This is a genomic window from Thermaurantimonas sp. (assembly GCF_046299575.1).
GTDB lineage: Bacteria > Bacteroidota > Bacteroidia > Flavobacteriales > Schleiferiaceae > Thermaurantimonas.
The window spans coordinates 112,410-135,165 of sequence record NZ_JBKBHX010000003.1; the positions used below are offsets into that span (position 1 = coordinate 112,410).

At 43.5% G+C, this 22,756-nt stretch carries 14 protein-coding genes; 8 read left to right on the forward strand and 6 right to left on the reverse strand.

The window, feature by feature from the left end:
* Window positions 1-2 precede the first annotated feature (2 nt).
* The 6 genes from ACK4EX_RS05550 (at window position 3) to ACK4EX_RS05575 (ending at window position 4,563) form a co-directional block, all read left to right on the forward strand.
* Window positions 3-413 (forward strand): hypothetical protein, encoded by a 411-nt coding sequence (locus ACK4EX_RS05550; protein ID WP_409770585.1) that lies wholly within the window; start codon window positions 3-5, stop codon window positions 411-413.
* Between the two features lie 19 nt (window positions 414-432).
* On the forward strand, window positions 433-885 hold the full coding sequence (locus tag ACK4EX_RS05555; protein ID WP_409770588.1) for a DUF3299 domain-containing protein: 453 nt from the start codon (window positions 433-435) through the stop codon (window positions 883-885).
* A gap of 6 nt (window positions 886-891) precedes the next feature.
* A complete protein-coding gene (locus tag ACK4EX_RS05560) occupies window positions 892-2,136 on the forward strand; it encodes an RsmB/NOP family class I SAM-dependent RNA methyltransferase (RefSeq protein WP_277028527.1) in 1,245 nt (414 codons plus the stop codon).
* Window positions 2,129-2,953: an N-acetylmuramic acid 6-phosphate etherase gene (gene murQ, locus ACK4EX_RS05565; RefSeq protein ID WP_124398338.1), complete on the forward strand. Its 825-nt coding sequence runs from the start codon at window positions 2,129-2,131 to the stop codon at window positions 2,951-2,953. The genes ACK4EX_RS05560 and murQ overlap by 8 nt, the downstream gene beginning before the upstream one ends.
* Window positions 2,950-3,198, forward strand: coding sequence for a DUF6095 family protein (locus ACK4EX_RS05570; protein WP_124398339.1), 249 nt, complete (start codon window positions 2,950-2,952; stop codon window positions 3,196-3,198). The genes murQ and ACK4EX_RS05570 overlap by 4 nt, the downstream gene beginning before the upstream one ends.
* A gap of 291 nt (window positions 3,199-3,489) precedes the next feature.
* On the forward strand, window positions 3,490-4,563 hold the full coding sequence (locus ACK4EX_RS05575; RefSeq protein WP_409770592.1) for a class I fructose-bisphosphate aldolase: 1,074 nt from the start codon (window positions 3,490-3,492) through the stop codon (window positions 4,561-4,563).
* Window positions 4,564-4,673: 110 nt separating this feature from the next.
* Here the strand turns inward: ACK4EX_RS05575 and ACK4EX_RS05580 are convergent, their stop codons facing one another.
* Both ACK4EX_RS05580 and ACK4EX_RS05585 read right to left on the reverse strand, forming a co-directional pair.
* Window positions 4,674-6,827 carry a S46 family peptidase gene (locus tag ACK4EX_RS05580; RefSeq protein WP_409770595.1) on the reverse strand — a complete coding sequence of 718 codons (2,154 nt, stop codon included), beginning with the start codon at window positions 6,825-6,827 and terminating at the stop codon, window positions 4,674-4,676.
* Between the two features lie 145 nt (window positions 6,828-6,972).
* Window positions 6,973-8,892, reverse strand: a complete 1,920-nt coding sequence (locus tag ACK4EX_RS05585) for an alpha-amylase family glycosyl hydrolase (protein ID WP_409770597.1) — start codon at window positions 8,890-8,892, stop codon at window positions 6,973-6,975.
* A gap of 63 nt (window positions 8,893-8,955) precedes the next feature.
* Here ACK4EX_RS05585 and ACK4EX_RS05590 point away from each other — a divergent pair, with 63 nt between their 5' ends.
* Window positions 8,956-10,278, forward strand: a complete 1,323-nt coding sequence (locus ACK4EX_RS05590) for a T9SS type A sorting domain-containing protein (RefSeq protein WP_409770600.1) — start codon at window positions 8,956-8,958, stop codon at window positions 10,276-10,278.
* 275 nt (window positions 10,279-10,553) lie between these two features.
* On the opposite strand, the gene ACK4EX_RS05595 is transcribed toward ACK4EX_RS05590, so the two are convergent.
* From ACK4EX_RS05595 to ACK4EX_RS05605, 3 genes are all read right to left on the reverse strand, one after another.
* Entirely contained in the window at window positions 10,554-11,324 is a 771-nt protein-coding gene (locus tag ACK4EX_RS05595) for a S1/P1 nuclease (RefSeq protein WP_409770602.1), read from the reverse strand.
* Window positions 11,325-11,400: 76 nt separating this feature from the next.
* On the reverse strand, window positions 11,401-12,102 hold the full coding sequence (locus tag ACK4EX_RS05600) for a ComF family protein (protein WP_409770603.1): 702 nt from the start codon (window positions 12,100-12,102) through the stop codon (window positions 11,401-11,403).
* Between the two features lie 25 nt (window positions 12,103-12,127).
* Window positions 12,128-13,681, reverse strand: a complete 1,554-nt coding sequence (locus ACK4EX_RS05605; RefSeq protein WP_409770605.1) for a PglZ domain-containing protein — start codon at window positions 13,679-13,681, stop codon at window positions 12,128-12,130.
* Between the two features lie 27 nt (window positions 13,682-13,708).
* On the opposite strand from ACK4EX_RS05605, the gene ACK4EX_RS05610 reads away from it, so the two are divergent.
* A complete protein-coding gene (locus tag ACK4EX_RS05610; RefSeq protein WP_409770606.1) occupies window positions 13,709-14,983 on the forward strand; it encodes an HD domain-containing protein in 1,275 nt (424 codons plus the stop codon).
* 260 nt (window positions 14,984-15,243) lie between these two features.
* Here ACK4EX_RS05610 and ACK4EX_RS05615 read toward each other — a convergent pair whose 3' ends face one another.
* Entirely contained in the window at window positions 15,244-22,752 is a 7,509-nt protein-coding gene (locus tag ACK4EX_RS05615) for a GEVED domain-containing protein (RefSeq protein WP_409770608.1), read from the reverse strand.
* Between the last annotated feature and the right edge of the window lie 4 nt (window positions 22,753-22,756).

The following is a 22,756-nucleotide window of genomic DNA, read 5'->3' on the forward strand; positions in this document are numbered from 1 at the left end:
CGTTGACTGTGCTCGCACTACTTATTGTGCAACTCGGACACAGCCAAAAGATATTGACCTGGTTTACACTGGGTACCACCCTCAGTGGCGAAGACCCGGCTAGACCAGGCTTTTACCAGCCCATCTTTTCTCCTGAATTGGAAAAATACAACGGTCAGGAGGTGATTTTGACAGGCTACGTGATACCAGTGGACTTTTCAAACAACACATATGCGCTGTCGAAAACCCCCTTTGCCAATTGCTTTTTCTGCGGAAAAGCAGGAATTGAAACGGTAGTAGGCCTGAGGTTTAAAAACCGACAGAGCAAGTTTTTGGTCGATCAATTCATTGTCGTAAAAGGCATCTTAAGGCTCAATAAGCACCCAAACGGTGATTTCATTTACTATTTAGAAAATGCAGAGTTGCATGGTTAAAAATTTTCTCTTTCCTAGAATGAGTGCTTTTCTGTTCATTTTAACTTGTGGTCTAACAGCACCGCATAGCACAATTGCACAAAATCAAGATATAATAAAAATCACTTGGAAAACCCTTCAAGATGTAAAATTTACAGAGAAGTATTACAAAGAAGCCGAAGCGTGGTTTCTCTTCCCCAACTTTGGGCAATCGCTCAAGCAACTCAATGGTAAAACGGTAGAAATCAAGGGGTATGTGATACCTATTGATGCCGAAAACGGGATGTATGCTCTCTCGGCCTTTCCTTTCAGCTCGTGTTACTTCTGTGGTGGAGCTGGTCCGGAGTCCGTATTGTCACTAAAGCTGAAAAAAGGCCATCGGCGCTACAAAACAGATGAGGTGCTCACCTTCAGAGGCACTTTTCAGCTCAACGACAAAGACATCAACGACTTTAATTACATCCTCCGAAATGCAGAGGAGGTAAAACAGTAAAATCCATTGGCAGCGAGTAATAAAAGCACTTTAGCTACTCCTGAGAGGCTGTATCCCAATCTGGTCGGAGGAGTCATTGAGGCCTTGGAGACCATTTTCGGTATGGATGTGTATGCTGACAAGGCGATAGAGCGCCTTTTTAAAGCTAATCGAAAATGGGGCGCCAGAGACAGAGCCTTTGTAGCTGAAAGTGTGTATGAAATCGTACGACACTGGCGACTGCTCTGGTATCTGCTGGGCGAAAACCCATCGCTCAAGCGCAAAAAGCTCTACAAAATCTTCGCACTTTACCGATTGTTCTCAGGTAAATGGCTTCCAGGCGATGACCCCAAATGGTCTGATATTGCTTCGGAATGGCCATTGATACAAAAAAGGTTAGATCAGATAAATGACCCCAACATTCGGGAGTCATTCCCAGACTGGCTGGCTGAGTTAATCTCACCCAATAAAGAATGGACCACCCTTGCGCATACTTTAAATCAACCCGCCGGCTTACACCTGCGCGTAAATACACTACTCACTACCCGCGAAGCTGTCATAGAGCGATTGAAGGCTGAGGGAGTAGAAGCTACTCTCCTGCCCTACAGCGATGTAGGCTTACAATTGAGTGAGCGCGTAAACGTGTTTAGGCTGGAGAGCTTTCACGAAGGGCTGTATGAGGTACAAGACGGAGGTTCACAACTCATAGCGCCCTTTTTAAACCCTAAACCGGGCGAGCGCGTGATCGATGCCTGTGCCGGTGCAGGAGGCAAGTCGCTGCATATGGCTGCCCTAATGCGCAACAAGGGACAAATCATCGCTATGGACGTAGAAGAACACAAACTCAGCGAACTGCGCCGTAGAGCAGCGCGCAATCGTGTGGACAACATCGAAACCCGACCCATAGAAGGCAGTAAAACCATCAAACGACTGCACCATAGCGCCGATAAGCTGCTGCTCGATGTACCCTGTACCGGAACCGGTGTGATTCGCAGAAATCCGGATACAAAGTGGAAGTTGAGAGACGAATACTTTCAACGTGTACTTAGCATACAGCGCGAAATACTCGACACCTACACCGATATGCTCAAGCCCGGCGGAACCCTCGTATATGCGACCTGTTCGCTCATTGACGACGAAAACCGCCGACAAGTAGAAGCCTTCCTGGAGCGAAAGAAAGGCGAATACACCTTGATCACTGACAAGCAAATACTGCCCACCGAACTCGACGCTGACGGATTTTACATGGCATTACTTCAGAAAAATGGCTGAATTCCAACGCATCACAGAGCAAGACTCGCCTTACCGACATCTGGAAAAAAGATCTACCCGCGAACTGCTGGAAATCATCAATCGCGAAGACCAGACTGTGCCTCTGGCAGTGCATAAGGCTCTACCAGAAATTGAAGCTCTTGCAGAAGCAATTTACCAAAAACTCGCTAACGGCGGTCGTCTTTTTTACATCGGTGCAGGTACAAGCGGAAGGCTCGGCATTGTAGATGCCAGCGAATGTCCTCCGACCTATGGAGTACCCCACGGCATGGTCATAGGCCTGATAGCCGGTGGCGATGGAGCCATACGAAAAGCCGTGGAATTTGCCGAAGACGACTACGAAGGCGCCTGGCGCGACTTGCAAGAACATGGAGTAAACGCGGCCGATATTGTAGTAGGAATAGCTGCCTCTGGCACTACTCCTTATGTGGTGGGAGGTCTCGACCACTGTCGCCGGGCAGGAATAGCTACGGGCTGCATCACTTGCAATCCCGGTGCGCCGGTGACTCAGTTTGCCGACTATCCGGTAGTAGTCGTCACAGGACCTGAAGTGGTTACCGGCAGCACGCGAATGAAAGCCGGCACAGCCCAAAAACTCGTACTCAATATGCTCACTACCACAGCCATGATCCGCTTGGGTCGGGTAGAAGACAATAAAATGGTACGCATGCAGCTGGCTAACTACAAACTGATCGACCGCGCTGCCCGCATAGTTGCCGAAAAGGCCTCCATTTCTTACGATATAGCTCTTGATTTGGTACGCCGAACCGGTGATGTAAAATCTGCGTTAGCTTTGTATGAAAATCAGAAAAAATGAAGTTTGAGTACAAACCTCGCCCTCATTCTGACAAAGAGTTACTGGCAAAAGGCGCTACCCTGATGTTTGGCTCTATGCCTTTCATCTTCAGTGGTCCGGTTTTGTTTTATTACATTGGTTTTCCGCTGCTCGACGAGGGCAAAGTGTGGGGCATCGTTCTATCGGCTGCCTTCAGCATTACAGCAATTGTGTTGTTTGTCTTAGGCTTGAGAAAAGTCCTTAAGGGATTTTTTTCAGCGAAATAATTACACTTTATATCCAAATTTGACTGAAGCAATCCTTCACTGCCGGTTTATTGATTCATATTCCTTTCGATAACAAGGACTTTTAACAAAATCAGGTTGATATCCTTTGTCAAAACACTTTTTACAGCCAAACATACTCTGGCCGGATGCTCTCAGTGTATGTTTCGCATTTAGATTTGATCGAATGAATTTTCGTAGTAAAGAATCATGCGAAAATTCTCTAAATGAAAAAGATATTCAACAAAGTGACATGTTAACTTTGTCGGCAACAGAACACAAATACCAAAATGTATGACCCACGCTGAAATCGTTTCGCTGCTCGGTGACCAGGCAGAATCGCTGCTAACGCATACCTGTACAACCATTCCCAAAGAACAACTCCACTTGCCGGGACCTGACTTTGTAGATCGTATTTACGGCCCTAGCAATCGCAACATCCCCACACTGCGAAGCCTACATGCACTTTACAATCATGGACGTTTGGCCGGGACAGGTTACCTGAGTATATTACCAGTTGATCAAGGCATAGAGCACAGTGCTGGCGCATCCTTTGCAAAAAATCCCATTTATTTCGACCCAGAAAACATTGTAAGACTGGCCATCGAAGGTGGCTGCAATGCTGTGGCCTCGACTTTCGGCGTTTTGGCTGCCACTGCCCGCAAGTATGCACACAAAATTCCATTTATCGTAAAAATCAACCACAACGAACTTCTAACCTATCCGAATAAATTCGACCAAATAATGTTTGGCACCATCGAAGATGCTTGGAATATGGGAGCAGTAGCTGTGGGAGCCACTATCTACTTTGGCAGCGAAGAATCTAGCCGCCAGATCGTAGAGGTAGCTGAAGCATTTGCATATGCTCATGAACTCGGCATGGCAACCATCTTGTGGTGTTATACTCGAAACAGCGCTTTCAAACGCGACGGAAAAGATTACCACACCGCTGCTGACCTCACTGGTCAAGCAAACCACTTGGGTGTAACCATTCAAGCCGATATCGTAAAGCAAAAACTACCCACCCTCAATGGAGGATACAAAGCGCTCAACACTGGAGGATCATCTTACGGCAAGCTCGACGAGCGCATTTATACTCACCTCACTACCGATCACCCCATCGACTTAACCCGCTATCAAGTAGCCAACAGCTATATGGGCCGTGCTGGTTTGATCAACTCTGGTGGCGAATCAAAAGGCGCCAGCGACTTGGCTGATGCCGTATTTACTGCAGTGGTGAATAAGCGTGCCGGTGGGCAGGGATTGATCTCCGGCCGCAAAGCCTTCCAGAAGCCTATGAACGAAGGTGTTGCTCTGCTGCACGCCATTCAGGATGTTTATCTGGACGCTGAAATCACTGTGGCGTAAGGTTCGTTGATAGTTTAAAATTCTTTCAAACGGTTTTTAAAAAACGAATCTTTAAAACAAAATCCCCGGTCGCGAAACCGGGGATTTCCATTTTAATTTCTAAGAGTAATTTATTTGCGAATTTCCATCTCTTCGAGTAAGTGGCCTGCATTGGCAAACTTATCGATGATGAAAAGCACGTATCGGATATCGACATTAATGGTGCGCTGGAGCTTTTCGTCGAAGATTACATCGCCTGCCATTGCTTCAATGTTTCCGTCGAAGGCACAGCCAATGAGTTCACCTTTTCCGTTGAGTACAGGCGAGCCAGAGTTACCTCCTGTAATGTCGTTATCAGTTAGGAAATTAACTGGCATAAAACCGGCCTTATCGGCATATTGACCAAAATCGCGCGCATTATAGAGATCGATGAGCCTTTTTGGCAAGTCAAACTCCTCGTCACCGGGCTTGTATTTGGCGATTTTACCCTTTAGAGTGGTGTAGTAGTTGCGAGCAGCATCGTTTCTCGGGTCGCGGGGCAAAGCTCTCACAGTGCCGTAAGTGAGGCGGAGTGTGCTGTTTGCATCCGGATAGAAGGCCTTATTCGGATTAGCACGGCGGAATCCATCTACCATTAGTCTAAAAGCACGGCGGTATTTCGCTTCGAGTTGTTTCTGCTCTGGCGTCTCTTCGCGGTATTTTTCGAAGAGGGCGGAAGAGATTTTATAAATCGGATCGGCTTCGATCAGCGCAATATCTCCGAGCTCTATAGCTGCCTTCAGGCGTTCGGCTGATGAAAACACACTTGCTTTCAGTGCATTAGATATATATGGATGGAAATTGCCACCTGTGCGCTTGCGCAGTTCTTCGATGTAGGGAGCTATGGGGTAGGGAGCCGACTTTGTGCTGTAGAGCGCAAGTTGTGCAGCCAGTACATCCTCTTCGAGCGGCATGTACATGTCGGCGTATTGTTCGTCGATGGTAGCGAAAATACGCTCCTTGAGCATATTACCTCGTTCAGCATCAGCCTTCAGCATTGCATCGATGGAATTTTTGATGCGTACCGGGAATATGGACAACGACGCAGTACGGAAAATGGTCATCAAGTAGTTGTCGTGCCGGGCTTTTAAATTGGTAGCATCGTAATAGGCCTGAATATCTGCCATCACACTGCCATAGAGCTCTCGGTTTTCGGGTCTGTTAGCCCAGCGTTGAAAGTCGCGCTCTTGCTTTTGGCGCGTAGCCACAGTACGATGCTTAGTCAGAGCATCGATCATTCCTTGGCGGTTTTTCCAATAGTTGGCCACTTGAGAATATTTAGTGGCATACATCAGGCGTACGGCATCGTCCTTGTCCATGTATTTCTTCATCACGTCCATGCCGAGCTTTGACCCCTCAACCCAGGCCGGATAAGCATAAGAAACGTTTTGTTGAACGCCGGCCGAAGGCAACCAACGATTTGTGCGGCCAGGATAGCCAAGGATCATGGCAAAATCACCTTCTCTAATTCCGGCCAACGAAATTGGGAAGAAATGTTTGGGCTTAAAGGGTACATTTGCCTTACTATAGGCGGCAGGTTGATTGTCAGGCCCTGCATACACGCGGAAGAGTGAAAAATCGCCGGTATGGCGCGGCCACTCCCAGTTGTCGGTATCGCCACCAAATTTGCCTATGCTCTCGGGCGGTGTACCTACCAAGCGCACATCTGAATAGTCTTGATATACAAAGTAGTAATATTCATTGCCTTCGTAGAAGGAGCGCACCGAAACCACGTATTTGCCGCCTTCGCTGTTTTCGCGCTCGATTTTAGCAATCTCTTCACGGATGATGCGGTCGCGCTCCTCCTCAGTCATTGAGTTGTTTACCTTACTAAGGATACGCTGTGTTACATCGTCCATGCGGATAAAAAAGCGTACAAAGAGCGACTTCGGCTTCAGCTCCTGATCGCGGGTCTTAGCCCAGAAACCATCCCTAAGATAGTTGTTCTCTGGAGATGAAAGTTCGGCAATAGCGCCATAGCCGCAGTGGTGATTGGTGAGCAGCAATCCATCGCGCGATATAAGTTCAGCCGTACATCCACCATTAAACTGAACTACAGCATCCTTTAAGCTCGAATTATTGATTGAATAAATTTCTTCAGCCGTAAGTTGAAGGCCGAGCTTTTGCATATCTCTGTAATTGAGTCGGGCGATGTGCATCAAAAACCACATTCCCTCATTAGCCCGGGCTACCGGAGGTATCAGTAGAAAGAGGGCAAGGCTTAAGCCAATTAGACTTTTTTTCATCAGATTAAAAATTTAGATCGTTTAATGGGCGAAAATAATACGAGCCCGAATGTATTTACGCACGATAGATATATTCTCTATACGAGAATGCGCATGATGAATACTTTTGAAAATGTCATGGATAAGTGTTCTAATCCTACAAACTTTATCTAATTTTAAAAAGCGTAAACGATTTGGGCGGCAAAATCAGCGACTGCCCCTTTTCATTTTCGCCTGACCATTCCACAAGATCGCCAAATACGTATTTTAATTCTGCGAATTCAAAAAATTCAGTAGGGATAAAAGACATCGGTTTGTTGTTTACGTTTGAAACAATGAGAAATGTGTTTTTGGCATCTGACTTTGTATAAAAATAAATTCCGTTACGAGGTATAAACTGCGTAAACTTGCCTGAAGCCAGTGCCGAATGCTCTTTGCGCAAGCGAATAAGTGTATTTATGAAGTTAAAGGCCTCATTTTCATCTGGAGTTCGGCCTTCGGCTGTAAACTTGTTAACCTTATCATCAGGCCATCCGCCGGGAAAATCCTGTCGTATCAAGCCATGACCATCGGTATGTGCCATCAAAATTTCAGTGCCGTAATAGATACACGGAATGCCTCTTAACGTAAGTAACCATCCCAGTGCGATTTTAAGCTTTTTCAAATCTTTGCCTAAAACCCCATAAATGCGCGATACATCGTGATTATCGAGAAAGGTGACAAGCTTTTCGGGAGATTTATACAAGTAATCTGAAGCTAGGATGTAATATAGCTTATTCACACCTTCGGCCCAGCCCGGCTCGCGATTAAGAGCCTCCTGAATGGCAAAGTGGAGCTGAAAATCAGTAATACCATCGAGATGCGTATTCGCCAGCCGGCGCTGAGGAAGGTCAGTATCAAAAAAGAGTTGCGGTGGCACGGTATGCTCCCAAATTTCTGCTACGATATACAGGTCGGGATAGTCTTTCTTTACTGCCTCGATCCAGCTCGACATAAAATCCTGATCGCAATAAGCATATGTGTCAATGCGAATGCCGTTCAGCTTAGCAATCTCTATCCAATAAAGCGTATTTTGAATTAAGTAGCGCGACAGATGTGGATTCTTCTGATTTAAGTCTGGCATATGCGTATCAAACCACCCTTCCGTCATCACTTTGTAATCCAGCTCAGAACGGTAAGGGTCCATTAAGGTGGTGGCTCTATAGTTCGTGCGCGTAAAGGTTGGCCACCAATGATACCAGTTTGAGTCAGGAATGTCGGTATACAAATAATTTTTATCACCAAAATGATTAAATACCATGTCTTTAATGAGCTTAATGCCATTTTGCTGAAGGCTGGTGCTTAGCTTGATGTATTCTTCAAGAGATCCCATTCGTGGGTCTATTTTATATAAGTCGGTAATCGCATACCCGTGATAGCTTTCGTATGGCTGATTGTTTTCCAAAACGGGCGATATCCACAATGCTGAAACTCCTAATTCTTTAAAATATTCGATCTTAGACGCAATTCCAGCAATATCGCCTCCGTGCCGTTCGTAGGGCTCATTTCGGTTAGTGTTCGATTGGAAAAAGCCCTTTTGAATATCATTAGCCCTATTTCCATTGACAAAACGGTCAGGAGTGATGAGATAAATGACATCCGACGTTGTGATGGTCTGAAAATTCTTATGCGTTTTGGGGTAAATAGGAATAGAAACAATTTGAGATTTTTTATTTGCCTTAATATTTAATTTAATAACTTGACTAACAGGATTCTGAGGTATTTCTAGAGTTACAAATAAATATTTTGGATTTTTAGCCGGTGAGAAGTTTTTAATCGTAGCATAACCGGAAACAAGCTCAACAGTTGCATTTTTAAAATCTTTACCCTTCACTAAAAACTCTACCGTATTCCAATACATACCACTCCACCACTGGGGTGGGTCGATGCGCTCTACCAATTGTGAAGAGTTTTTTTGTGCAACTAGTATCCCTGTATTTAATACACTGAAAAAGAGCAGCACCTGAAAATATCTCAATAATTTTACATTGAAATCACCTGTATTTAACAGTCGGTCGTTAAAACCTGATAAAAATCGTGTTTTCATTTTTTAATTTTTGAGTACATTCGCGGTAAATGTAAAAAGTACACTAACTAAAATTTACAAAAGATGAAAAAAATCTACCTTTTTCTCTGCGCAATGCTTACTGGAGGTATGCTTATGGCGCAAACAACATTTCCCGTCACCTTTCAGGTTGACATGGCCACTCAGACCGTAAGCGCTAATGGAGTACACATTGCAGGTAACTTTCAACAGGCTGCAGGTTTTCCATCAAACTGGTCGCCCAACTCTACTCAAATGACCAAAGTGGGAAACACCACCGTATACGCTATCACTGTAAACCTACCCGCAGGATCGTATGAGTACAAGTTCATCAATGGCAACGCCTGGGGCAGCGACGAAAGTGTGCCCGCAGCCTGTGCTGTAAACGGAAACAGAGGGGTAACCGTATCAGGGCCAACAACAATTCCGGTTGTGTGTTTTGGAATGTGTACCGCCTGCCCTACCGGTCCGATACCGAAGTACAACGTAACCTTCCAAGTTGACCTTCAAAACTTCTGCGGAACTTTCGATTCTGTGACCATAGCTGGTACTTTGGCTAACTGGGGTGCCGGAGTTAAAATGAATGCATCACCTACCAATCCAAAGCTTTACACTGTTACTTTAAATGTTGACAGTGGTTCACACGAATACAAATTCCGAACTCACTCCGGAGGTAACACCAACTGGGAAGGGCTTCCAAATAGACAAATCACTATTACAAGCAACCAGACCGTCCCGGTAGTATGCTTTAATCAGACCACACCTTGTACTCCTAAGCCTGCTGATGGACCTGTGACCTTCCGCGTTGATTTGAGCAATGGTCCAGTGCCAGCTGACACGGTATTCCTGATTGGTGATTTTACCACACCAGCATGGCAAGCAGGCCGCGTGCCTCTGACTCCGATCGGAAACGGAGTTTACCAAGTTACCATTCCTAACCTCTGTCCAGCTATTCTCTACTTTAAGTTTGTGAACGGCGATGTATCAAACACTGCTAATGAAGAATCCTTCCCCGATCCTAATGACAGAAACTGTGTAGAACCTAATGGCTTGGGTGGATTTAACCGCAAGTATGTTCGCACTGGCAACAACGATGTGGCTCAGTACAAGTGGAATAGCTGTCAGACTCTGAATATCAGTGTAGATGAATTTACTACTCAGTCTTTTGCAATATTCCCCAATCCATCAAACGACGTAATGACTGTTCGCCTAGGTGAAAAGTCTTACACACTTCGCCTTACTGACATCAGCGGTCGCCTGATCAACGAATGGAATAGAGCCACAGGCGACTTCAACATCTACAAAAACAACCTTGCCGCTGGGGTGTACATGCTGCAAATCATTGACGCAACCGGTAAGTCAATTACACAAAAGATTTCTTTCAGATAATTTCTGGAAATCAAAAAGAAAGCCACCTCAAGTGGGGTGGCTTTTTTTATTTGTTGTTAAAATTTTTAAACCAAAGGAACTTTTATTGCCACATAATTCCATCATTAAGAAAATGAAATCAAAAAAACCTTCGAAAAACTATTTTGATTAATTGTGACAGCCAGATAAACTGTAAATTGAATCCTTAGATAATGCATGAAGGAAAAAAAGCACTATCAATCAACAAATAATTCTATTGTTAATCCAAAAAGAATCCTGAATTTATTTAATAATAACTACCCGAGTAAAGAGTTTAACAAAGCAGCAATTCGAACACCAGCTTGCATGAGGCGCTGTTCATAAAGATCACGCATTTTGTAGTGATATTGATACCCAAGCGATTTATCCCGGTCGAAGGCATAAATTTCTTCTCTAGGTTGCATCGACTCATAGGCCCATGCTCTGGGATCGGTAGAAATCCATTGGTGAGCCTGATGACGGTACTTGCGATAGATGGCTTCTGTGTATTCAGTGTAAGAAAGTTGATAAGAGTCGATCATGTCGCTATCCCAAACTCTGTGGAGATTGGAATTCTGACCAAACCAGCGCACACGTACGTCGTTGCCACCGCGGTCGTCGCCTCTACCCACATGTAGCGGCTGATGGATATCGCCCACCAGATGCACCAGCATCATCAGCGCATCGCGACGGGCAGAGTCTGATTGCGTCAGGTCTTTTAGAACTTTACCTAGCCGATCGATGGCTTCAATTACATCGCCTTTCGGATTTTTCTCCGTTTGTTCGTAGGTTTGTCCATCAGGTATTGTCACCCAGTGCCAGTCGTGCGTGTGATTGTAGCGCGGATCACTTTTTATTTCATCCATCCAGGTACTGACAATGGCAAGCGACTGGTTGCCGATTAGCTTTTGAATGTTTTTTCGAGCTTTATGAGTCAAATATTTTTCAGCAATCTCACCAGTTATGCGATGTCCGGTTTGGCCCCAAGAGAAAGCTTTTGATGAAAAGAAAAACAAGACAATACTTAAAAATAAAACAGACCTTTTCATAGAGTACAAGTGTGATGCAGGGCAAAAGTACTCTTGAGTAGAAGCTTTTCAGCTATTAATAATAAATTCAGTTGTCTTAAATACGCGAGGCAAAAGCTATCGTGAGCACTGAAATGGATTTAATGTCGGCTTTTTTCACCTCTTGATAGCATCGCTCAAGAGTGGCACCCGTAGTAAAAACATCATCGACCAGGATACAATGTTTTCCGGCAATTTCTTGAGGACGTTCGAGCATATAGGTCTCTTTGAGGGTAAGCCAGCGCAGTAATCTTCCTCTCTTTGTAAGCGTATCAGCATACTTTTTGCGCACTAAGGCCGTGGAATTAATATCGATTTTAAATACATCGGCCAATCCTTTCGCATATTCTTCGGCCTGATTATAACCTCGTTTTCTAAGTTTTTTGGGATGCAGAGGTACTGGTAATAGAACAGTATCAGCATAGGGTTTAAAGTTTGCCTCATCGCGAAGCAATCTTGCGTGAATTCGACCCATATATCGGCCGATATCCGGGTTGTTGTTGTATTTCAATTCATGCAAAATGCTCTGGGCCACAGTATTTCTGTAGAAGTAAAGCATGAAATGCGCATACCTGATTGGAATTCTCCCGTGGAGTATTTCGGTTAGCTGATTCTGGCTGATCGAGTAGTTTTGGTTAAACCCAGCCTCAGCCTCACACCGAAAACAGTAATACCACTCAGCTTGCGAAAGTTCGGCACTGCAGTGAATACAACTGTTTGGATAAATAAGATCCAAAAAGTCGGTGAGTGGCGAACCCATAGCATGCTCGTGTAAAAAATACTATCTACCTCGGCCGTAAATAAGCTACGGGTATAAGCATTTCTTCGAGTGAAATACCTCCGTGTTGATAGGAATTGCGGTAATATCGCACGTAATGGTTGTAATTATTCGGGTAAGCGAAAAAGTCATCCTTTCCAGCAAAAATGTAATGAGTATTGACTCCCATGCGAGGCAGGTGATACTCTTCAGGATTTTTTATTTCAAAGACCTCTTTCGGGTTGTACGACATATTGCGCCCGGCTTTGTAGCGAAGGTTTGTCGTCAATTCTCGCTCACCTACGATTTTAACTGGGTTTTGAACATTTATGGTTCCGTGGTCAGTTGTAAGAAGTACAGGCAACTTACGGTCAGCACAGAAGCGCAGAATTTCATATAAGGGCGAATGGATAAACCAGGTTCGGGTGAGCGAACGATAGGCTTTGTCGTTATCGGCCAGTTCTTTGATCACATCCATCTCCGTTTTTGCATGGCTGAGGATATCTACAAAGTTGTACACTACTACGTTTAGATCATTGTCTGCGAGCGATTTAAGGTTTTCCACAAATTTTCGGGCAAAAGCCAGCTGGGATATTTTGGCATAGCTCCATTTGATATGCCCTAATCCGTAGCGCTTTAGGTTTTCTTGTAAGAAAAATTCTTCAAACTGATTTTTCGTTTCTTCCTCGTCATCGTCAAACCACTTGTCGGGATATCTGCGCTTTATTTCAGCCGGCATGAGCCCAGCAAACAACGCATTGCGTGCATATTGGGTAGCTGTGGGCAGAATGGAGCAAAATATTTTCTCAGTCTCCACCACAAAGAACTGCGTGAGCTCTGATTCAATCACTTTCCACTGATCGTAGCGAAGATTATCTATGATAATAGTAAATATTTTTTTTCCCGCTTTCAACGAGGGGAAGAGTTCACGCGGAAGCAATTGTGGAGAGAGTGTGGGAGCAGAGTCGCTCCCTTTGAGCCAAGCTTGATAATTCTTCGATATAAATTTGAAAAACAGAGCATTAGCCTCTTTCTTCTGAGTTTCCAACAAATCGCGAAAGGTGCTGTTTTCCACATGGTCGAGGCTTAAATCCCAGCGAACCAAGTCTTTGTAAATTTTTACCCAATCTTCAATCGTATCGGCCATACTCATATCGATGGCAAGCTGGCGAAACTCAGTTTGGTAGTCCGTTGCAGTTTTTTCGTTGATGAGCTTTCTCTGTTCTGTGAGTTTTTTAATCGATAGCAAAAGTTGATTAGGGTTTACGGGCTTAATCAGATAATCAGCTATTTGAGCTCCTATGGCCTCTTCCATGATGCGCTCTTCTTCGCTTTTGGTGACCATCACCACCGGAATATTTCGATTGATTTTTTTGATTTGAACAAGCGTATCAAGTCCGGTCAAGCCAGGCATATTCTCGTCGAGAAAGACCACCTCATAATGATTCTCCTGAATCATATCGAGTGCATCGCGGCCGTTTGTGGCGGTATCGATTTTATAACCCTTTTTTTCAAGAAAAATTATGTGTGGCTTTAACAGATCGATCTCGTCGTCGGCCCATAGAATGCGCGTGCTCTCCATACTTTTGTGCTTATTGTTTAAGAATGTATGTCTAAAATCAAAAATAAAACCAAGATCATTAACGACCCGATCTATGGTTTCATTATAATCGAAAGCCCACTGATTCTAAAAATTATCGACCATCCTTATTTTCAGAGGCTTAGACGCATAAGTCAAACTGCACTTACTTATCTGGTGTATCCAGGTGCCACGCACACACGTTTTCACCACGCATTAGGTGCCATGCACCTTACACAGAAAGCCATTGAGATTTTGCGTCGAAAAGGTATTGAAATTACTTGGACGGAAGAGGAAGCTACTCTTGCAGCTATTTTACTGCACGATATTGGTCACGGCCCGTTTTCGCATACATTAGAGCATTCGTTGCTGCCCGTGCGGCACGAACATCTCTCCTTACTAATCATGGAAAAGCTCAATATCGAATTTGAGTATGCGCTATCAACGGCCATACGCATTTTCAGAGATCAATACCCAAAGCGCTTTTTGCATCAACTTGTCAGCGGACAGCTCGATATGGATCGCCTCGACTACTTGCGTCGCGATAGTTTTTACACCGGAGTTCATGAAGGCATGGTTAATTCTGAGCGTCTTATCACCATGCTTCATGTGCACGAAAACGAGCTTGTAATAGAATCGAAAGGGATTTACAGTGTAGAAAAATTTTTGATTGCCCGCCGGTTGATGTATTGGCAAGTGTACTTGCACAAGACTGTGCTTTCAGCCGAATTTCTGTTGCAAAAAATATTTGAGCGCGCCCGGCAGCGATATCGGGATGGATATAAAATACAAGCAGGACGCTCGCTGGAAGCTTTGTTACGTAAAGACATTAACATCGAGACTCTTCGAAACGACCCTGTCTGGCTCTCCATTTTTCTTTCGCTTGACGATACCGACATCTGGTCAGCCGTTAAGCAATGGTACTACGATCCTGACCCTGTTCTAAGTAGTCTTTGTATCCGCCTGCTCGACCGCAACTTGCTCAAAATTAAACTTACCGATAAAGAAATCAGCCACGACTACATTACAAAACTCCGTCGGATTGTTAGAACAGCATTAGCCCTTAACAATGGAGAAGAGGAATACCTTGTTTTCGCTGGTAAAGTGGAAAACAAAGCCTATGATCAAAGTCAAAAATCTATTAAACTGCTGATTAGCAGCGGAGAGTGTATTCCCATAGAAGAACATCCCGACTTCCTCCGGATCGAAGCTCTTACTGAGCTCAAGGAACGCAACTTTATATGCTACCCTGCCATAGAAGGTCTGTTCGATGGAAAGAGCTTAAATATCTCAACGACTATTTAATTTTTTAAATCAATTGGTTTCATCTTTAGAGTTCACAGTGTTTTAGTATTCTAAAACTTGTAAAAAAAACGCAATTATTTAATTAAAATATCCCATTTAAATAAATACTCTAATTTCATTTTGTTTATTTTTTCTTCTATTTCATTCAAACAATTAATATACTCAATCCTACAACTTAACTCAATGACCGAATAGTTAAGTTGAAAAAAAAACTGCCCCCCATTTAGGAGGCAGTTCAATAGTTTTTTATGAGAAAATATTTATTTACCGATTACAACCTTCCGGTTAATAATTCCGGCGGATGAGTGTACCCGTAGTAAGTATGTACCTGCAGCTACATCTTCGAGTCTGATGGTTTCTCTGAAGGTGCCACCAGCACTTCTCCACTCCGTGCGATAAACCACTTTACCGGTGAGATCTACAACTTCAATAGGCAGCGTGGCTACATCGTCGCTAAAGGTCACCTCGAATAATCCTCTGTTCGGGTTTGGATAAACCTTCAGGAAGCTGCCGAGCAGCTGCTCTGCCATTGATACTTTGAATTCGAGCGTATCACACTTAGTAGCAGTTCCGCACTTGTTGTAGGCAGTAAGGCAAACGCCATACTTACCATTTTGCGGGAAGGTAAAGGTTGCATTCAGCGTATTGGCAGAACCCAATCCGGCAAAGTTCCACTTCACAGAATCGGCATTTGTAGCAGTTCCATTAAAGGTTACGGTGTAGCTGGTTGGTATTTGAGTGAAGGTGAAGTTAACTGTAGGTGTTGGCGTCGGTGTGATAATCACAGGAGTTCGTACTTGTGAGCATGCTGAAGCTTGATAATAAACCCGAACGGTCCAGGAATTAGCCGGTACAAACTGATAGAGGTCATTACATGGACCCGTTCCACCATCAGGCCAGGTTCTACCCACATGGAGTTCAAGTGTTAATGTATCTGAGTTGATCACACCATTTGCTATAGTCAGCGTACGGGAATAAGCCTGAGTACCACCCTGATTTAGACCCGGTCCAACTACTACAGGTTCTGCTGCATTGTTATTAACCACCCTGATTCTTGAAAGCTGTTCAGAGATCCAGCCACCACCAGTAGCAGTGATTGAATACGATACACGTATTGAGTCGATTACAGCTCCAGCAGGAACCGGCACTTTTAAAATTCCCGGACACGTACTGAATGATGTAGCCGAGTTCACAAAAGTACCTGAACTTTGAATAAGTGGCCCATGTGTCGCACTTGAAGAATCACCGACAATTTGGCGATATTGCAGATAGTAGTCATTCTTTGTTGAAATAGATGGAACAAAGAAGGTGTTTCCGGTAGCTAATGGTGTACCGCCAGTAGGCTGGCCATACCATTCGTACAATAATCCCGGGCCAGGTTTGGCCTGTAGGGTGATGGTATCAATTCCCGCACATACTGAATAAGGCAGAACAACAGGATTCCTTGGTTTGATGAAGACCGCTACGTTCAGAGAGTCGTTGTTTGTAACCTGGTCGTTTGGCAGGGCGGTGTAGCTAAGAATATTCAGGTTAAGTCCCATAAAACCATTTATACTACCCATGGTTATGGTGTCCCTGGCTCCTGGTGCTAGTGAAGGTACAGTAGCGTTGAATGTCTGAGTGATATCTCCTGTTATCTGGCAAGTGACAGGGATGTTAGTCAGAGCGTTTGCTCCCTGATTCCTTACAACGACACGAACGTTCATCACACTATCACCGCACTGCCCGTTTCTCGGATTAACCAACGCTTCAAGGCGGGCATCAAATGCAATCGGGGTACAAACCTGTACCGGGCCTACCCATGCGCTAAACTGATTAGGTCCACAGCTGTCGCGTACATACATATCATAGCAGACATTAGATGTAAGACCTGTAACAGTGTAAGGCTTGGTTGTGATGTTTGTAATTAGTGTGCCCTGCAGCGAACCGGGAGTAAAACCTACAGGACCCCATTCTAGCTGATGGTTGTTGTCAAAACTTCCCCAGTTGAGAGTTGCTGAAGTCGGAGTTGTACTTACTAATGTGAAGTTAAACGGACCTGTACAGGGCAGGGGTACAAACTCTACTGCACCGGGATCGGGTGTAGAAGTACGGGCTACTCCATTGATGTCAGTTGGTACAACACTAAGCAGATTTGCACCAATGTTATTAAACTGAGGTGAACCTGGTGTAAAGTTGTTTGCTGCAGGATTCACATAGAATGGCTGGCCAAACTGGCTGTTCGCATCAGGATTGCCTGTCGATGCCTGCCAGTTAGCAAACGTATTGATATTTGACCCGTTAAATCCAAAGAATGCATTTGTGGAGTTGGTTTGTCTCCAGTATGCATTGTTGTTGTAGGTAATGTTGGTTACAGTATTTGACTGATAAATAACATAGGATGTACCATTGGTGGGTCTGCTTGAAGTGATCAAATTATTCCTGAAGTCAATATTACTCATTGTACCTAGTAAATAGAGCAGATATTCACCACCTGATCCGGCATTAGTGTGCTGTATCGAAATAGAATTGTGATAAATATTCCAGTTGCTGGATGAAGAAAGATAGATTCCATAATTGAATCCTGTATTTTCCCAGCCATACATCCAGTTATTGGCGAAGAGATTTCTGTTGTTAGGATTACCGGTTGATGTGAAATTATAGAATCCAAATGTAGCTCCTGTAATTGAAGTGGAGGTAGCTGCTGCATATGGATTTCTGATTCTGTTATTTGTAATTTTTGAGTTCCTTATTTCATTAGTTACGTAAATTCCGTAGAAGGTAGTTAATGTCGTACGGTTCAGGCGGTGAATATCATTTCCATGAATTTCTAGACTGTCAACACCTCTGGCAAAGAATGCATAAATGTAAGCATCAGCGAGGATGTTGTTCAGTATTTTGTTTCCAATGGTGAATGGTCCTGTAGTGGTAGTATTGCCTCCGATGTAAATGTTTTGATAACCACCAGATATAAAGTTCTTCTCGATGGTAATGCGATCACATACTTTGCCAACTCCGGTGATGTTGCTTTCAGAGATTGATGCCAAAATACCGTTGTAATTGGTATTGGTGAAGTTCATTGGCATTACGATCGAACAATTCTTTACAGTGATGTTTTCTGCATTACCCGTAATAAAAACACCTGTAGCAAATTGTGAGATTGTACCAGTTGAGCTGATATTTAGTGAATCAAGTACAAAGTTTCTTGTACCTTCAAAGGCGATAATAGCTCTGCGATCAGTATTGGTAGAGCTAAATGAAATGGATTCACCATTACCTTTCAGTGTCACAGTATTTGCTACGCTTGTATTTGGTATTGTTCCAAAATAGGCTTGCTCGACATAGGGACCTGAACCAGGTACAACGTTGACTGTGACAGGTCCACAGACACCTACTTGTGATAGAGTATTTGCAAATTCCGTAAAGCTCGCGAAGTTGGTTCCTGAAGTGGCGGAAAAAGCATTAATTGTGTAGCTTCCGCTCAGGCTTCGTCTGATTCCATTCCTTGTCAGAGTGTTGTTAGACGGATCTGTATCCACTCCTGGGCCACTTGAAGTGATGGTTGCTGTAATGTTTACCAATGCATTTGCAGGTAAATTAAAGGTACCTAGCGTAATGTTAACACTCTGAGAGGACGCCAGCACTCCGGTCCAGTTAACTGGCGACTGAGGTGTATTGTTAACAGACCATGCAATAGTAAGGGATGTAACTGTATCAAGACCAAGGTTAGCAATTTGCACTTGAGCTGTAGCAAATGTATCGCAGATTGCTCCAGTGGGTTGGGTAAATGAAACAATTGCAGGATCAGGACCAGGAGGCGGATTGAATTCAATTGCACCAGCATCAGGGAATGCGCCACGGGGTGCACCAAAGAAGTCTGTCGGTACCCAGTTTTGCAAATTGAAGCCCATTCCATTGAATAATACGTTGGTAGGCTGAACGTTTCCTGACCAGATATTGACAAAATTAGGATTTGCATAGCGTCCTTGCTGATCAAATGCATTTGAAGCCACGGCCTGCCAATCGGAAAAGGTGTTGATGTTAGAGCCACGCCATCCAAAGAAATAGTTAGAACCTATTGAATCATGGATAAAGTAAGCATTGTGGTTAATGAGAGGACGGCTAGTAGCCGAGTTGAGGTACATGATGTGCTTTTGTCCTGATCCGGCTCGCATCAGATAGAATAGGTTATTCATATATCTGATAGAGTCGTTTGCAGTTGCATGCCATACAAGACGTGTAGCGTTTGAAGATATGGCGTTGGGAAGATATATGGCAATCGTGTTGTGATATACCTTCCACCAGTTACATGAGCTTAGGAAGTAAATAGCATATATCAAACCATTCGTCTTGATGTCACGAACGATGTTGTTGGCAATCAAGTTCCACTGACCCGGATCAGAACCACCAGAAATGTAAATCGGATAAGCTGCTGATGTTGGGAAGGTAGTTGCTGCGTTAAAGGCATTGTGAATCAGGTTTCCTACAATACGACAGTTGTTGAAGTATCCAGAGTACAATAGACCATAAAAGGTTGTGTGAGTAGTACGAGTGGGCTGTGAAAACTCATTTCCAATTACCTCTAAACTATCATTCGGACCGGCATACACTCCCGCCAGGTAATAATCAAAGAATTTATTGTTTCTTATCCTATTGAATTTGGATAATCCGGCAGAAGTTGAAGAGATACCCATCACGGTGATACCATAATAACCGCCAATTATGGTATTATCTTCAATAAGATTATAGTTACCACAGTTACCAAATGAAGTAGAGCTAGTATTTGTGCCAGATATTACAATGGGCACGTTATTAAAAGTTGTATTTAATGGACACTCGATGCGGCATTTCCGTATGATGTTGTGGTCAGCGTTGTTGGTAAGGTGGAAGCCCCAGCTATTTGAAGCATTAATAGACCGGACATTCAAACTGTCGAATGTAAAGAAATCTGCCCCATTAAGACGGATTACGAAGTTCTGGGCTGAGTTTGTCACATCAAAACGTATTGTGTCTCCATTACCATTAATAGTAATTCTATTTGTTGCATTTGCTCCTATTACTGGATTAAACTGAACTTGCTCAACATAGGGGCCTGAGCCTGGAACGACATTTATTGTTACAGGTCCGCAAATTCCATTTGTATGAAGAGCGTTTGCCAATGCATTAAAAGACTGGAAGTTTGTGGCTGTAGCTGGCGCACCTGCATTGATGGTCAATACTCCCTGTAGACCATTTGTATTGTAAATTCTGGATGTAGTATCATTAGTAGGATTCACATCAGTACCAGGAGCTACTGAGTCTACAAAAGCAACGAGATTATACGATTGACCCGGAACAACAGGAAACGTTCCTAAGGATACAGCCTGATTGGCAGCAGTGGCAAGATTGCCGGTAAAATTAACCGGAGTTTGAGGCACTCCATTCACTGTCCAGCGAATCCGGGCAAATGTCATGGATGTTAAACCATAATTGCTTAAGTTGACTGAAGCTGATACATTACCAGAACATCCTGATCCCGGAACAGGACTTATAAAGGTAGTCAACACGGCATCAACGCCCGGTAAAGGAGTAAATTCATATGCACCCGGGTCAGGTGGTACTGAACGAGTTACATTCAGGATATCATTAGGCACAATCGCAGTCAGGTTAAACCCAATGTTGTTAATCGCCGGATTGATGGGCTTAAGATTACCAGCAGCTTCATTTTCGTAAATCGGATTCGCAAAGGCACCATCCTGATCAAAGGCTCCTGAAGCTACAGACTGCCAGTTGCTCCATGTTTTTACATTCGTACCTCTGAATCCAATAAAGTTAGCAGCTCCGATGGTGTCAATGAAGTATACGTTATTGTTAATTAAAGGAGTATAGGTTGAACTGCTCAAATAGATGATGTGGTTCTGACCTGTACCTCCGCGCACGCAAGTAAATACGTTGTTTCTAATACGCATGCTATCAGGTGAGGTTGAAATAAATACCAATCTGTTTGCACTTGTCGATGTTGAACCTGGATTATTGATTGAAATTGTGTTGTGGAAAAAGTCAAAATATCCGGTTGTACCAGTGTGATACCAGGTATAAATCAATCCATTTGTTCGAATGTTATAAAAAATATTGTTTGCAATAAGGTTACGGTCAGATGCAGTGGTTGCTCCTGAAGTGTACCAAATGCCGTAAAATGAATTCGTAGTGTTTGGCTGTTGCTCAAATGGTGCGTGAAATCTGTTACCTATAATTCTGTTTCTGCGATTGTTTGTACCAAAAACATATATGTAATAACAGGTTGTGAGTGAATTTCTTGTCAGGCGGTGCACACTGTTACCTTCAAAGACAAAATCATCCAGATTGGCGCCATAAACAGCATATAAATATGAATTCCGTATTTCATTATTAATGAATTTATTACCAGTGTTTGGTGTTGTAGCTGTACCATTGAGTGAAATGGTATAATATCCACCTTGAATTATGTTATTAATGAATTCGTTAAAATTACCATTGTTACCTTGACCTGTAGAAGTAGTTTTAGAATTGGTAAATACGATAGCACCGGTGTTAAAAGCTGTGTTTTCCATGTCTGCATGGCCGATGGTACACCCCACGAATTTGTTTGAATCTGCACTGTTTCTAAATTCTAGTGCATGACCATTGGATGCACCTGTTGATAAAATATTTAGATTATTAAATTCGAAGTGTTTGGCTCCATTTAAATCAATAGTATGACGTGCAGCCGAGTTGGTGGCATTAAATTGAATGGTATTTCCATTTCCGTTTATTACTATTTTATTTGTTGGTGAGGTTCCAGGTACATAAGGCAATACTATTTGCTCATTGTAGGGTCCTGAATTTGGAGCTACGTTAATGGTTACTGGTCCAGTCACCGATCCACAAGCAAGTGCATTAGCTAAGGCGGTGAAAGATGCAAAATTGTTTGGACCTGATCCCGAAGGATTAATGGTATATGTTCCATTAAAAATATTTCCAGCGGCAATCACTTGACGGGTGGTAGATGGCGTGGTAGCACTTCCGCAAGTCACATTACATCTAAAGAATGTAGTTGTTGATACAGCTTGTGAATAATTAGGAGAAGTTGCTCCTGTAATATTAGTCCAAGGTCCAGAGGCTGAAGGAGCTGACTGCCATTGATAGGTCTGACCAGCACCAAAGGTGATATTTGCTAAAGAAAAATTCACAGTTGTTCCTGGGCAAACATTTGTATCTGAAGCTACAGTAGTTGCAACTGGAGGAGGAGATGTACAAGGTGTAGTAGGCAATACGTTAATTACATAATCCTCTGTTTCACCAAATGTTTGGGCGTCACACGGGCCTGTAGGTATGGCTACATAATTACATCTTACCCGCAGCCTGATATTGCCTGGAGGAGTAGCTACAGGTATTGTGAAACTTCCGTTAAACGGGGTTGTTGCCCAGGTAACGGAGTTCCAGAGGTCTTCACCTGCATCAAAAAAGTCTCCGTCGTTGTTCCAGTCAGCCCAGATCCTAAAACCTTGTGACCAAGTCGAGCCAGACTGCACTGTAAAATTAATTTGTGTTCCCGGCAACGCTGTAACTACCTGGTTTGAAAAAAACTGATATCCATTTGGCGAACATCCTGAGTTCAGGTTGCTTATGTTTGTTACACCACCGGTGGTTGAAAAATTTTCAATCTGGTCACCTGAAGTACAGCTATTGGTCGGAATACAATAAGTCTGAGCCTCAACATGTTGAAAAGTTAAAAGACTTACAGTTGAAAATAAAATTACCGGAATAAGATTACGAAAGTAATTTTTTGTCATAACA

What these genes read in the sequence shown, in the direction of transcription:
- ACK4EX_RS05555 (WP_409770588.1), top strand. Translation starts at nt 433, where the DNA reads ATGAGTGCTTTTCTGTTCATTTTAACTTGTGGTCTAACAGCACCGCAT.
- murQ (WP_124398338.1), top strand. Translation starts at nt 2,129, where the DNA reads ATGGCTGAATTCCAACGCATCACAGAGCAAGACTCGCCTTACCGACAT.
- ACK4EX_RS05570 (WP_124398339.1), top strand. Translation starts at nt 2,950, where the DNA reads ATGAAGTTTGAGTACAAACCTCGCCCTCATTCTGACAAAGAGTTACTG.
- ACK4EX_RS05575 (WP_409770592.1), top strand. Translation starts at nt 3,490, where the DNA reads ATGACCCACGCTGAAATCGTTTCGCTGCTCGGTGACCAGGCAGAATCG.
- ACK4EX_RS05580 (WP_409770595.1), bottom strand. Translation starts at nt 6,827, where the DNA reads ATGAAAAAAAGTCTAATTGGCTTAAGCCTTGCCCTCTTTCTACTGATA.
- ACK4EX_RS05585 (WP_409770597.1), bottom strand. Translation starts at nt 8,892, where the DNA reads ATGAAAACACGATTTTTATCAGGTTTTAACGACCGACTGTTAAATACA.
- ACK4EX_RS05590 (WP_409770600.1), top strand. Translation starts at nt 8,956, where the DNA reads ATGAAAAAAATCTACCTTTTTCTCTGCGCAATGCTTACTGGAGGTATG.
- ACK4EX_RS05595 (WP_409770602.1), bottom strand. Translation starts at nt 11,324, where the DNA reads ATGAAAAGGTCTGTTTTATTTTTAAGTATTGTCTTGTTTTTCTTTTCA.
- ACK4EX_RS05600 (WP_409770603.1), bottom strand. Translation starts at nt 12,102, where the DNA reads ATGGGTTCGCCACTCACCGACTTTTTGGATCTTATTTATCCAAACAGT.
- ACK4EX_RS05605 (WP_409770605.1), bottom strand. Translation starts at nt 13,681, where the DNA reads ATGGAGAGCACGCGCATTCTATGGGCCGACGACGAGATCGATCTGTTA.
- ACK4EX_RS05610 (WP_409770606.1), top strand. Translation starts at nt 13,709, where the DNA reads ATGTCTAAAATCAAAAATAAAACCAAGATCATTAACGACCCGATCTAT.
- ACK4EX_RS05615 (WP_409770608.1), bottom strand. Translation starts at nt 22,752, where the DNA reads ATGACAAAAAATTACTTTCGTAATCTTATTCCGGTAATTTTATTTTCA.